This window comes from Pseudomonas rubra (assembly GCF_028656935.1).
In the GTDB taxonomy this organism is placed as follows: Bacteria; Pseudomonadota; Gammaproteobacteria; order Pseudomonadales; family Pseudomonadaceae; genus Aquipseudomonas; species Aquipseudomonas rubra.
The window spans coordinates 18799-31735 of sequence record NZ_JAMDGZ010000031.1 but is presented as its reverse complement, the minus strand read 5'-3'; the positions used below and the strand labels follow the sequence as shown (position 1 = coordinate 31735).

The following is a 12937-nucleotide window of genomic DNA, read 5'->3' as shown; positions in this document are numbered from 1 at the left end:
AGCCGATCATGCGTGTGCTGATTATCGAAGATGAAGAGAAAACCGCCGACTACCTGCACCGCGGCCTCAGCGAGCAGGGCTTTACCGTGGACCTGGCACGCGACGGTATCGATGGCCTGCACATGGCCCTGGAAGGCGACTATGCGGTGATCGTCCTCGACGTGATGCTCCCCGGCCTGGACGGTTTCGGCGTGCTGCGGGCCCTGCGCGCGCGCAAACAGACGCCGGTGATCATGCTCACCGCCCGCGAGCGGGTCGAAGACCGCATCCATGGCCTGCGCGAAGGCGCCGACGACTACCTGGGCAAGCCGTTTTCCTTCCTTGAGCTGGTGGCCCGCCTGCAGGCTCTGACCCGCCGCGGTGGCGCCCACGAACCGGTGCAGATCCAGGTCGCCGACCTCTGGGTCGACCTGATCAGCCGCAAGGCCAGCCGTGCCGGGCAGCGCCTGGACCTGACCGCCAAGGAATTCTCGCTGCTCAGCGTGCTGGCCCGGCGTCACGGAGAAATTCTCTCCAAGACCGCCATCGCCGAACTGGTCTGGGACATCAATTTCGACAGCGATGCCAACGTCGTCGAGGTGGCGATCAAGCGCCTGCGCGCGAAGCTCGACGGCCCATTCGAAAGCAAACTGCTGCACACCATTCGAGGCATGGGCTATGTTCTGGAAAACCGTGCCGACTAATTCGATTGCCTTGCGCCTGAGCGCGCTGTTCGCCCTGGTGGCGCTGGGCGTGTTCCTGGTGATTGGTACAGCGCTGTACAAGCAGGTCGACCGCAGCCTCGACCTGCTGCCCACCGCAGAGCTCGAAGCGCGCTTGAGTGTGCTGGAGTCATCGCTGACCCGCTACGACACCCGCGAGCACTGGCAGAAGATCACCAACAAGCTCAACCTGCTCAGCGAAGAAGACCGGCGCATCCGCTTCTGGGTGGTCAGCGGCGCCAGCCCGTTCGAATACGGCCAACCTGACACCACTATTCGCACCTTTGCCCAGGGCCGCCTGGGCATGCGTGACCTGCACCTGGCCGGCAGTCCCTCCCCGTACAAGGTACTGGTCAGCGAACTGCCCGCCATGGGCACGCGCCCGGCCCTGCGTTTTCTGATCGGCATCGACACCCAGACCTTCTGGCAAACCCAGCACACCTTGCTGGTGGCGATCATCAGCCTGTCGGCATTCGGCGTCGTGCTGGCCTCGCTGCTGGGCTATTGGGTAGCGCGCGTGGGCCTGCGCCCACTGCTGGCGCTCTCGGCTGAAGCACAGAAACTGGCCCCGCCACGCTTGAGCGGGCGCCTGCAACTGGCTGACCTGGCGCCGGAACTGGCGCAGTTTGCCCGCGCGTTCAACTCGACCCTGGAGCGCGTCGACCAGGCTTACAGCCGCCTGGAAGCATTCAACGCCGACGTCGCCCATGAACTGCGCTCGCCCCTGACCAACTTGATCGGCCAGACCCAGGTGGCCCTGACCCGCGGGCGTAGCGCCGAGCATTACTTCGAGGTGCTGCAATCGAACCTGGAAGAGCTGGAGCGGCTACGCAGCATCATCAACGACATGCTGTTCCTCGCCAGTGCCGACCAGGGTAGCAAGGCCACGGCCCTGACCTGCAGCTCGCTGGCCGAGGAAGTGGCGACCACCCTCGACTACCTGGATTACATCCTCGAAGACGCGCACATTCGCGTGCAGGTCAGTGGCGATGCCCAGGCGCGGATCGAAAAGGCCCAATTGCGCCGGGCGCTGATCAACCTGCTGAACAACGCCGTGCAGCACACCCTGCCCGAGCAGGTAATCCAGGTGCGCATCGAGGCGCAGGACGGCCAGGTCAGCATAGCCGTGAGCAACCCGGGGCCGGCGATTGGCGAGGAACACCTGGCGATGCTGTTCGAGCGCTTCTACCGGGTGGATGCGGCGCGCAGCAACAGCGGCAGTGGCAATCACGGGCTGGGGCTGGCAATCGTCAAGGCGATTGCCCTGATGCATGGCGGCAGCGTGTTTGTGCGCAGCCAGGCGGGGGCCAATACCTTCGGGATCTTGTTGCCGGCTTGAGGGCCTGTGGGAGCTGGCCTTGCCGGCGATGGGCTGCAAAGCAGCCCCAATCCAGTCAATATCCATCGGATGACTATTACCTTTGACGCAACAGTTCATATCCTAAAAGTAACTGTTTCTCCCACCCATTTCCGACTAATTTACTCAGACCTACTTCACACTTGCCAAGCAAGAAGGTTGTTGCAAATGTCCAACAGTATGGGTGTTGCCAGCGTATTCGTCCTGTCGTCCCTGTTGCTGTCGCCACTGGCCATGGCGGAAGAATCCCAGGCCTTTGTTGCACGAAATGCCGAGCGTGCCACCGCTGTCCAGGAAGCCATCGCCGCACGCAACGCCGAGCAGGCCCAGGGCCTGGAGCAGACCGCTTCCAAGGCCGAGGCCAGTGACGATTCCGACAGCTGATCGGCCAAGGTTCCACCTCTTTGACTCCCTCGACGACAGCACAGGTGACTTGAGCGCCTGTGCGGTTGTCTTTCAAAGCCGCTGCCGATCAGCGGCTTTTTTTTCGTGTGTCGAAAAGTGCCAGCACGCTGGCTCGTCTGTTCATCACAAGAGCGTCTTTCACACAATAAAAACTGCCGTACATTCACCTCAAGGAGTCCACACCGGTGAACACTGCTTTACGCTTCACCCCGCTATTCGTTGCATTGGCTGCAACGATGCCCTTCACAGCCCAGGCCGACGAGGAAAAGGCCGAAGGCTTTATCGAAGGGTCGAGTCTCAATGTGCATGCCCGCAACTACTACCTGAACCGCAACCAGTTGCTGCCAGGTGTGCGTGACAACCGCGAATGGGGCCAGGGTTTTCTCGGCAAGTTCGAATCGGGTTACACCCCGGGCACGGTCGGTTTCGGCCTGGATGCCCACGCCATGCTCGGTCTTAAACTCGATGGCGGTGGCGGTACTTCCGGCTCCAGCATCCTGCCGATCAACACCAAGGGCGATGGCGAGCCGGGCAAGGCGCACGATTCGTTCTCTACCGCCGGTGCTGCGCTGAAGATGAAAGCCTTCGACACCGAGCTCAAGGCTGGCGACCTGTTCCTCACCAACCCGGTGATCGCCGGTGGCGAGTCGCGCATGCTGCCGCAGACCTTCCGCGGCGTCAGCGTGACCAACAACAGCTTTGATGGGGTGATGCTCGAAGCCGGCCAGGCCAGCTTCAACAAGCCCTACAACCAGAGCGGCCATCGGCGCATCGATACGTTCTACGGCCACCTGCCGGACGAGCGCGACAGCCGCCACCTGAACTGGGCCGGCGTGGCCTGGAGCGGCGTGCCGAACCTGACCTCGAGCCTGTACGCGGCCGAGCTCAAGGACATCTGGAACCAGTACTACTTCGACGTCGACTACACCTGGCAGCTCAACGACCTGGTCAGCCTCAACCCGGGCCTGCACTACTACCACACCCAGGAAACTGGCCAGGCGCTGCTGGGACACATCGACAACAACACCTACAGCCTGCACTTCACCGTCAACCTCGGCTACAACAGCCTCACTGCGGTGTACCAGCGGGTCAATGGCAACACCCCGTTCGACTACATCAACCAGGGCGACAGCGTGTTCCTGGACAACTCGCAGATCTACTCGGACTTCAACGGCCCCAACGAGCGCTCTTGGAAACTCAAGTACGCCTACGACTTCGCCGGTGCCGGCATTCCGGGCCTGACCTCGGTAGTGTCTTACTCGCGCGGTGAGCTGGACATGAGCAAGGTCGACCCCAACAGCGTCGGCTACGGCCACTGGTACAACGCCGACGGCGAGAACGCCCGGCACTGGGAACGTGACTTCGATCTGCAGTACGTGTTCCAGGAAGGCCAGCTGAAGGATCTTTCGGTGCTGCTGCGCTGGGCTTCGCACCGTGGCACCCAGGGTTACTCGCACATCGACAACGATGTCGACGAGTACCGGGTAATCGTTGACTACCCACTGAACATCTTCTGACCAACCCTGTAGGAGCGGGCTTGCCCCGCGATGCGATGTGACTGTCCCATTGCAATCGCGGGGCAAGCCCGCTCCCACAACCCAGCATATCGTCAGATAGATGCGATTAAATCCTTGTCCGACAATCCTCAGGCCCCTAGAATACGGCCGCCGCGCAGTAATACCGCACTTTCTAGACGGTCTTCGGCATCAGTGACCATGACGTTGCCCACCCGATCCCAGCGATCCGCCCTGTACAAGTCTCATCCGGAGCTGATCCTCAATCTGGGCAGTTGCCTTGCGGTGCTCGCCATCGTCGCCATCGTCACCTTCCTGTTGATGCGCGAACGCAGCAGCGTTGAACAGGCCGCCGCGCGCTCAGCCAGCAATATCGTGCAACTGATCGAAAGCGACATCGTGCGCAATGTCGAACTCTATGACCTGTCCCTGCAAGGCCTGATCTGGGCCACACAGCGCCCCGAACTGCTCGCCGTGCCGGTCGAGCTGCGCCAACAGATTCTCTTCAGTCAGGCTGTCACCGCCCCGGTTCGCGGCGATATCCTCTGGCTCGATGCCAAGGGCGACGTGGTCGCCGACTCCACCAGCGCCATCCCACGCCAGGCCAACTTCGCCAACAGTGCTGACTTCCAGCAGCACCGAGCAAACCCGGACCTGGGGCTGCTGATCGGCCAGCCGTTCAAGGCGCGGCTGGGCGACCTGGACTGGTGCATCAGTTTCAGCCGACGGATCTCCGGGCCCAAGGGCGAGTTCCTCGGGGTTGCCGCCGGGGCGTTGCGCCTGTCCTACTTCAGCGCGTTGTTCCAGCGCCTGGACATCGGCAGCGACAGCAGCATCAACCTGATGAACACCGAGGGCGTGCTGCTGGTGCGCCAGCCGGGCACCCCGGACGAGCCCAAAATCGGCAACAACTACAGCGACCGGCCGAACTTTCAGCGCATGCGTGCCGATGTCAGCGGCACCTTTTCCGGCATCTCCACGCGTACGGGTAAAGAACGCCTGTTCACCTTTGCCCGGGTTGGCGACTTGCCGCTGATCGTCATCGTCGCCCACTCCGCCGACGAAGTCTTCGAGTCGTGGCAGCGCACCGCCGTGCTGGTCAGCGTGGCCACCGGTGTATTGTGCACCGGCATCCTCTGGCTGACCTTGCTGCTGGGCCGTGAACTGCGCCGCCGGCAGAGCGCCGAACAAGGCCTGGCCGCCCTCGCCGCCACCGACAGCCTGACCGGCCTGGCCAACCGCCGGCGCCTGGACCAGGTACTGCGCCAGGAGTGGGCACGCAGCCTGCGCAATGCGCGGCCACTGGCGGTACTGATGGTCGATGTCGACCACTTCAAGGCCTTCAACGACCGTCATGGCCACCCCGGCGGGGATGCCGCCTTGCGCCAGGTGGCCACGGCCATCGCCAACAGCATCCGTCGCCCAGCTGACCTGGCTGCGCGCTACGGTGGCGAGGAGTTTCTGGTGGTACTGCCGGAGACTGAACTGCCCGGCGCCCGCTTGCTGGCCGAGCGTATCCGCGCGGCCATCGAAGCACTGCCGCCGTTTGGCGATGACAGTGCGCCCATCACGGTCAGCATCGGCATCGGTTGCCACACGCCAGGCGCCCAGCAAGACCTGCAGACCTTGCTGGGCGATGCCGACGAGGCGCTCTACCGGGCCAAAGGCAACGGTCGCAACCGGGTCGAAGCCGCCGTTTAAAAGCGCGCACACTCTGTGCTGGACCTTGACCTGGTCATGACTGGAATGGGTCATGACATTGCGCCTTTGGTCTTCATGCCAATTGCCTGTATGTTGCGCTGATCAATCTTCAGAAGACCTGGTCATGAACCCCGAAGCCCTCGTCCTGCTGGTCACCCGTGAAATGCCTTACGGCAAATACCAGGGCCGACTGATCGCCGACCTGCCTGGTCACTACCTCAACTGGTTCGCCCGCCAGGGCTTTCCCAAGGGCGAATTGGGCGCCTTGCTGGCGCTGATGCACGAGGTCGATCACAACGGCCTGAGCGACCTGCTGGTGCCCTTGCGCAAGAAGCACCCGCGGCCGCGCAGTTGATCAGGCCTTGGCGGGCTGTACCGCCAGCTCCACTCCTTCACCGCGTTTGAGCACGGCATAGACCAGCGCCGTCAGCAGGCTGCCGGCAACGATCGCCAACAAGTACAGCAAGGCATGGTTGATCGCATTGGGGATCAGCATGACGAACAGGCCGCCATGGGGCGCCATCAGCTTGCAGCCGAAATACATCGACAAGGCGCCGGTCAGCGCGCCGCCAGCGACACTGGCCGGGATCACCCGCAACGGGTCCTTGGCAGCAAACGGAATCGCCCCCTCGGAGATAAAACACAGGCCCAGCACCAACGCCGCCTTGCCGGCTTCACGCTCGCTCCGGGCGAACTTGCGCCGGGCAATGAAGCTGGCGACCCCCAGGCCGATCGGCGGCACCATGCCGGCAGCCATGGTCGCAGCCATCGGCGCGTAGCTCTGCGAAGCCAACAACCCCACGGAAAAAGCATAAGCCGCCTTGTTGATCGGCCCGCCGAGGTCGACGCACATCATCCCGCCCAGTAACACCCCGAGCAGAATCGCGTTGGTGGTGCCCATGCTGTCGAGAAAATGGGTCAGGCCTTCGAGCATGCCGGCCACCGGTTTGCCGACCACATAAATCATCACAAGGCCGGTGAACAGGCTGGCCAGCAGCGGGATGATCAGGATCGGCTTGAGCGCTTCCAGGCTGCTGGGCAGGCGTGCCCAGCGGCTGATGGCCTTGGCGCTGTAACCGGCGAGAAAGCCTGCGACGATACCGCCGATAAAACCCGCGCCCAGGGTGCTGGCCAGAAGGCCGCCAATCATCCCTGGCGCAAGCCCCGGGCGGTCGGCAATCGAATAGGCGATGTAACCGGCCAGCAGCGGCACCATCAGTTTGAACGCCGCCTCGCCACCGATCTGCATCAAAGCGGCAGGCAGTGTGCCGGGCTCCTTGTAGGCCTCGATACCGAACACGAACGACAGCGCGATCAACAAACCACCGGCCACCACCATCGGCAGCATGAACGACACACCGGTGAGCAGGTGCTTGTAGACCCCGGTTTTCTCGCTGCCGGCCGGGGCTGCGTTTGTACCTTGCGCCGCCGACTCTTCACGGCCTTCGGCCAGGGCTTTGTTCAGCGTCGCTTGGGCCTGCTTGAGGGCCACGCCGGTACCGCAGCGATAGATGCGCTTGCCGGCAAAGCGCGCGGTGGGCACCTCTATATCGGCGGCCAGCAACACCACATCGGCCTCGGCAATGGCCGCTGCCGACAACGGATTGCGCGCCCCCACCGAACCTTGGGTTTCAACACTGAGCTGGTAGCCCAGTTGCTGCGCTGCCTGCTGTAAGGCCTCGGCGGCCATAAAGGTGTGCGCCACGCCGGTCGGGCAAGCGGTGATCGCGACGATCTTCGCACTGCGCGCTTGAGGCGTTGCCACCTGCTCGGCTTCAGGCTGATAAGCCACCGCCTTGTCGGCCGCTTCGCGCAGAAAAGTTTCCACATCCGCCAGCGCTTGCGCCGGCGTGCTCTGGTACAGGCGCTTGCCGGCAAAACGGCGCAGGTCCAATGGGCCGGTGTTGATCACCAGCACCCAGTCGGCTGCGGCAATCGCCGCCTGCGACAACTGACGCTCGGGTTGCTGCGGGTCGTGCACTTCGACGCAGGTGTTCCAGCCCAAGCGCTGCGCGGCCGCTTCCAGCAGGCGCGCACTGAGCACACTGGAGACCTGGCCATTGGGGCAGGCGGTGACGATGGCAATGTTCATCTGCAAGCCTCTTGTTGTTCTTCGCTCAGTTGCACCTGGCTTTCCAACTGCGCCAGTTGCGCCCGGTCGTTGATGCCAAAACCGATCTGGGTCACCGCCTGGGCGGCAATCGCCGTGGCCCGGCGCAGGGTTTGCCCAGGGCTGTCGGCGCTGAGCAGGCCATGAACCATGCCCGCCAGCAACGAGTCGCCAGCGCCGACGGTGCTGGCCACCGTGACCTTGGGCGGCACGGCGCTCAAGGCGCAGCCCTGGCGGAACCAGTTGACGCCCTGCTCGCCCAGGGACACCACCACATGCTCGATGCCCTGGCCGATCAGTTGGGTTGCCGCACGTTGTTGCTGGGCAAAGTCATGCACGGCGCTGCCGAGCACTTCGCCCAGCTCATCGGTGTTGGGCTTGACCAGCCAGGGCCCGCACACAAGCCCGGCACGCAAGGCTTCGCCGCTGCTGTCCAGGGCCACCTTCAGGCCCATGGCCTTGAGCCGGGCCAGGAGCATCTGCAACCACTGCGGGCTGATGCCACGCGGCAAGCTACCGGCGACCACCACCGCATCATGGCCGGGGGCGATCTGCTCAAGACGAGTCAGCAGTGTCAGCCGCGCCTGTTCATCGACCAGCGGGCCAGGGCCATTGATATCGGTGACTTGGCCACCCGCTTCGACCAGCTTGATGTTGCAGCGGGTCTCGCCCGCCACCCGTACGAAGCAATCGGCAAAGCCACGGCGGGCGATCAGGGCTTCGAACGGCGCCAGGTTGTCGCGGCCCAGAAAGCCGCCAACCGTCACGCTGTGGCCCAGGTCGGCCAGCACCTGGGCAACGTTCAGGCCCTTGCCTGCCGCATGGCTGTGCTGCGCCTGGCTGCGGTTGACCTGCCCTGCCTGCAGGCTGTCGAGGCTGACGGTAAGGTCCAGCGCCGGGTTCAGGGTCAGGGTCAGTATCTTGGCCATCAATGGGTCTCCAGCAGTGCCCGCACTGCGCTGGCACTACCCAGCTGCAAGGCTTGGCGCGCAAGCTGCTGGGCATGTTCAAAGTTCAGTTCGCGTACTTCGGCTTTCACCTCGGCAATGCTGCGCGCCGCAACGCTCAGCTCATCGACACCCAGGCCGAGCAACAGCGCCACCGCCTGCGGGTCGGCCGCCAGCTCGCCGCACACGCCGACCCATTTGCCATGAGCATGGGCGGCGCGCACGGTGATATCGATCAGTTGCAGCACCGCCGGGTGCAGGCCGTCGGCTTGCGCCGAAAGGCTCGGGTGGCCACGGTCGATGGCCAGGGTGTACTGGGTCAGGTCGTTGGTGCCGATGCTGAAGAAGTCCACTTCCTTGGCCAGCACCGGCGCCAGCAAGGCGGCCGACGGCACCTCGATCATGATCCCCATCTGCAGGTCGCTGACGCTGATTTCCTCGCGCAGGCGCTCGACCATGGCCCGGGCCTGGCGCCACTCTTCAAGCTGGCCGACCATCGGAAACATGATTCGCAGCGGGCGGTCGCCGGCGGCCCGCAGCAAGGCTCGCAACTGGCTTTCCATCACCTGCGGGCGTTGCAGGGTCAGGCGAACGCCGCGCACGCCAAGGAAGGGGTTTTCTTCCTTGGCAATCGGCCAGTAAGGCAAGGGTTTGTCGCCGCCAACATCCAGGGTGCGCACCACCAGCGGGCGCCCAGCAAGGCCATCGAGCACACGGCGGTATTCGGCCTCTTGCACGGCTTCGTCCGGGGCTTGCGGATGGGCCATGAAAATCAGTTCGGTGCGCAGCAGGCCGACGCCTTCGGCGCCCTGATCGACCACCGCTTCGATACCCGCGCTTTCACCGATATTGGCGAATACCTCGATGGCATGGCCGTCGCGGGTGATCGCCGGCTCCAGGCGCCGGGCCTTGGCGGCTTGCAGGCGTTGATCGCGGCGGTCACGTTCGGCCAGGGCGCGTTCGAGTTCGTCAGCAGCCGGCGCGACGCTCAGGCGACCGCGCTGGCCGTCGAGCAATAGTGGCGTGCCCGGCGCAATCAGCAGGACGGCATCGCCTGCGCCAACAACGGCGGGGATGCCCAAGGCGCGGGCGACGATTGCGCTGTGGGCGGTGGCGCCACCCCGGGCGGTGAGGATCCCGGCCACGCATTGCGGGTCGAGCCGCGCCACATCCGAGGGGCCGACTTCCTCCATCACCAATACATAAGGTTGCGCAGGCGCCGGCACTTCGGTCTCGCCACACAACTGGGCCAGCACCCGCCGACCGATATCACGCAGGTCGGCGGCGCGCTCGGCCAGCAGGGCGTCGTGCAAGGCTTCCTGCTGGCGCGCGGCGGCATCGATCACCGCCATCCACGCCGCCGCCGCGCTCTCGCCCTGGCGCAGGCGCTGGTCGACTTCGTCGGTGAGGTCCGGGTCGGCGAGCATCTCCTGATGGGTGATGAAAATCTCGCGGATGGCCTTGGCCGGGCTGCGCTGGGTCAGCGCTTCGATTTCATGGTTCACATTGGCCAGGGCTTGCTGCAGGCGTTGCCGTTCGATCGGCAGCGACTCACCGCGCAGCGGGTAGTCGAACTCGCGCAGCACCTGAATATGCGCCGGGCCGCTGGCAATGCCGGGTGCAGCTGCAACGCCCTGGATCTGCGCGCCGGCTGTGGGCGCCACAAGCTCAGGCTCGGCCATCACTTCAATGACCGCCTCGACGACGGGCAGCAGTGCCTCGACCTCTTCGCCCAGGCCCGCCTCGATGGCGGCCAACAGCGCGGGCAAGGCATCGTTGGCGATGCTCGGTTCGGCGATGATTTCCAGCACCTGCCCACGCCGCGCGCCGAGGCTGAGCAGCTTGCTCAGGCTCTTGGCCGAGACCGCAGGCTGGCCGCTGTCGACCAGGCGCAGGCGAATCTCGCCATCAAAGTTTTTCGCCAGTTGCGCCAGCTCCTTGGCCGGACGCGCATGCAGGCCGTGGGCGTTGGCCAGGCCGATGCGCGCACTCGGCCAGTCGCTGGGCAACTCGCCGCCGAGCACTTCCAGCACCGTGCGGCTGTTGGTGGCGCGGCACAGCTCCTGGCCGCGGCCTTCGATCAACAGCGTGCACAGGCGCTCCAGCAAGGCCTGATGCGCAGCACCGAGGCTGGCCAGGCAGAACAGCCCCAGCAACGGCTGGCCGTTATGGCGCAGCGGCTGTTGCGGGGTGACAAAGGCCAGGCCCGGCTGGCGTACCGCCTGCTCGCTGTGCAGCCACCAAAGGCCCTCGCCCAGCGGCAGCGGCTCGACCTGTTGCAACACCCCGGCAAAACCCGGGCTGACGCATTCGGCGCGGGTCAGCAGGCGCGCGGCACGCCACACCAGTTCATCGAAATCTTCGGCGGGCACGCCCAGGCCGATCATCTGCGCATCCAGCGCCAGCGCTTGCGGCGCGCCCTGCAACAACTTGAGCAAGGCGTCGGCGGAGCTGGCGCGGCGCAAGGCCTCGGCCAAATCCGTCTCGCCCAGGGCGCGGGTCAGCAGTTGCAGCAGGCGCAGGTGTTCATCGGAACGGGCGGCAATGCCGATGGCCAGGTAGACGATCTGCCCGTCACCCCAGTCCACACCCTCGGGAAACTGCAACAGGCGCACACCGGTGGCATGCACCAGCTCGCGGGTTTCGGGGGTGCCATGGGGGATGGCAATACCTTGGCCGAGAAAGGTCGAGCCTTGCGCTTCACGGGCTTGCAGCCCGGCCAGATAGCCTTCGGCAACCAGGCCATCACTGACCAGGCGCTCGGCCAACAAGTGCAGCGCTGCCGACTTATCCACAGCCGACTGGCCCATGGATATCTGCTCCACGGTGAGCTCGAGCATGACCTTCTCCTTTGCAGCACCAGGTGGGTGCTGAGGTATTGTTGTGAATTGTTCAGCCCGGGGCCAGTGGCAATGACCCGGAGCAGGCGAGTGGATCGGCAGAAAAATCGCCTGCTGAAACGTTTAATCTAGATTCATGAGCACGTTACTCGATAATGTGCGATCTATGAAGCCCTGCTTGTCGTATTGCTGACTGCTGGCCTTATCGCGGGTCAAGCCCGCTCCCACAGGTGCACCTACTGTGAACAACATTGCCCATCTTGTAGGACAATTGCGACAATGGTCGTCTGCGCCTTCCTCACTGGATCGGCGACAATACCCGGTCAGGCTTTGCAGCCAGCCTCGGTAATAACAAGGAAAATGCGGTGAAACTCAGCGATATCGCGCGTCTGGCCGGTGTGTCCGTGACCACGGCCAGTTACGTCATCAATGGCAAGGCCGAACAGCAACGCATCAGCAACAGCACTGTCGAGCGGGTGCGGGCGGTGGTCGAAGCCCATGGCTTCACCCCCAACCCCCAGGCTGCCGGTTTGCGCAGCCGGCACACGCGTACCCTGGGCTTTATCCTCCCCGACCTGGAAAACCCCAGCTACGCACGCATTGCCAAGCAACTGGAGCAACGCGCCCGCGCCCAGGGTTACCAACTGCTGATCGCCAGCAGCGACGACCAGCCCGAGAGCGAGCGTCAGTTGCAGCAACTGTTCCGCGCCCGCCGTTGCGATGCGCTGTTCGTTGCCAGTTGCCTGCCCCCCGAAGACAACAGCTACCGCGAACTGCAAGCCAAGGGCCTGCCGATCATCGCCATCGACCGCAGCCTGGACCCGGCGCATTTCTGCTCGATCGTCAGCGACGACCGCAACGCCAGCCAACAGTTGACCCGCAGCCTGCTGGCCACCCAGCCTGCGCACATCGCCCTGATCGGCGCCCGCCCCGAGCTGAGTGTAAGCCAGGCCCGTGCCGGCGGTTTCGACCAGGCCCTGAAAGGCTTCAGCGGCAAGGTCAGCCGCCTGCAGGGCGAAGCCTTCAGCCGCGAGTGCGGCCAGCGCCTGATGAACCAGTTGATCGACGAACTGGGCCGCCTGCCCGACGCCCTGGTGACCACCTCCTACGTGTTGCTTCAAGGCGTGTTCGACGTGCTGCAGGCACGCCCGGCCGACTCGCGCAGCCTGCAACTGGGCACCTTCGGTGATAACCAGTTGCTCGACTTTTTGCCGCTGCCGGTCAACGCCATGGCCCAGCAGCATGGCCTGATCGCCGAAACCGCACTCAAACTGGCGCTCGCCGCCGTCGAGCAGAAGCAGTACCAACCCGGCGTGCACGCCATCGGGCGAACCTTCAAACAGCGACTCTTCCCGGCCTGAC

10 protein-coding genes are annotated in these 12937 nt (G+C 64.4%); 7 read left to right on the top strand and 3 right to left on the bottom strand.

The genetic code is table 11. The annotated features are described in order from the left end of the window. Nucleotides 1–8: 8 nt before the first annotated feature. The 6 genes from M5G17_RS15040 to M5G17_RS15015 all read left to right on the top strand — a co-directional run bounded on the left by M5G17_RS15040 (nucleotide 9) and on the right by M5G17_RS15015 (nucleotide 6033). On the top strand, nucleotides 9–683 hold the full coding sequence (locus M5G17_RS15040; RefSeq protein WP_273893685.1) for a heavy metal response regulator transcription factor: 675 nt from the start codon (nucleotides 9–11) through the stop codon (nucleotides 681–683). Continuing rightward, the gene (locus tag M5G17_RS15035) at nucleotides 658–2040 is read left to right on the top strand and encodes a heavy metal sensor histidine kinase (protein WP_273893684.1); all 1383 of its coding nucleotides are present in this window, start codon (nucleotides 658–660) and stop codon (nucleotides 2038–2040) included. Before M5G17_RS15040 ends, M5G17_RS15035 begins: the two co-directional genes overlap by 26 nt. Nucleotides 2041–2226: 186 nt before the next feature. Beyond that, nucleotides 2227–2442 (top strand): hypothetical protein, encoded by a 216-nt coding sequence (locus M5G17_RS15030; protein WP_273893683.1) that lies wholly within the window; start codon nucleotides 2227–2229, stop codon nucleotides 2440–2442. A 206-nt stretch (nucleotides 2443–2648) separates the two neighbouring features. Beyond that, the gene (locus M5G17_RS15025; RefSeq protein WP_273893682.1) at nucleotides 2649–3980 is read left to right on the top strand and encodes an OprD family porin; all 1332 of its coding nucleotides are present in this window, start codon (nucleotides 2649–2651) and stop codon (nucleotides 3978–3980) included. A 204-nt stretch (nucleotides 3981–4184) separates the two neighbouring features. Then, a complete protein-coding gene (locus M5G17_RS15020) occupies nucleotides 4185–5678 on the top strand; it encodes a GGDEF domain-containing protein (protein ID WP_273893712.1) in 1494 nt (497 codons plus the stop codon). A 124-nt stretch (nucleotides 5679–5802) separates the two neighbouring features. Beyond that, the gene (locus M5G17_RS15015; protein WP_273893681.1) at nucleotides 5803–6033 is read left to right on the top strand and encodes a DUF3820 family protein; all 231 of its coding nucleotides are present in this window, start codon (nucleotides 5803–5805) and stop codon (nucleotides 6031–6033) included. Here the strand turns inward: M5G17_RS15015 and M5G17_RS15010 are convergent, their stop codons facing one another. From M5G17_RS15010 to ptsP, 3 genes are read right to left on the bottom strand one after another with little or no spacing between them, the layout of a single operon-like run. Then, the gene (locus tag M5G17_RS15010; protein WP_273893680.1) at nucleotides 6034–7770 is read right to left on the bottom strand and encodes a PTS fructose-like transporter subunit IIB; all 1737 of its coding nucleotides are present in this window, start codon (nucleotides 7768–7770) and stop codon (nucleotides 6034–6036) included. Next, the gene (pfkB, locus tag M5G17_RS15005; protein ID WP_273893679.1) at nucleotides 7767–8717 is read right to left on the bottom strand and encodes a 1-phosphofructokinase; all 951 of its coding nucleotides are present in this window, start codon (nucleotides 8715–8717) and stop codon (nucleotides 7767–7769) included. The genes M5G17_RS15010 and pfkB overlap by 4 nt, the downstream gene beginning before the upstream one ends. Continuing rightward, nucleotides 8717–11575 (bottom strand): phosphoenolpyruvate--protein phosphotransferase, encoded by a 2859-nt coding sequence (gene ptsP, locus M5G17_RS15000; protein ID WP_273893678.1) that lies wholly within the window; start codon nucleotides 11573–11575, stop codon nucleotides 8717–8719. The genes pfkB and ptsP overlap by 1 nt, the downstream gene beginning before the upstream one ends. 365 nt (nucleotides 11576–11940) lie before the next feature. On the opposite strand from ptsP, the gene cra reads away from it, so the two are divergent. Beyond that, nucleotides 11941–12936, top strand: coding sequence for a catabolite repressor/activator (gene cra, locus M5G17_RS14995; RefSeq protein WP_273893677.1), 996 nt, complete (start codon nucleotides 11941–11943; stop codon nucleotides 12934–12936). Nucleotide 12937: the final 1 nt, after the last annotated feature.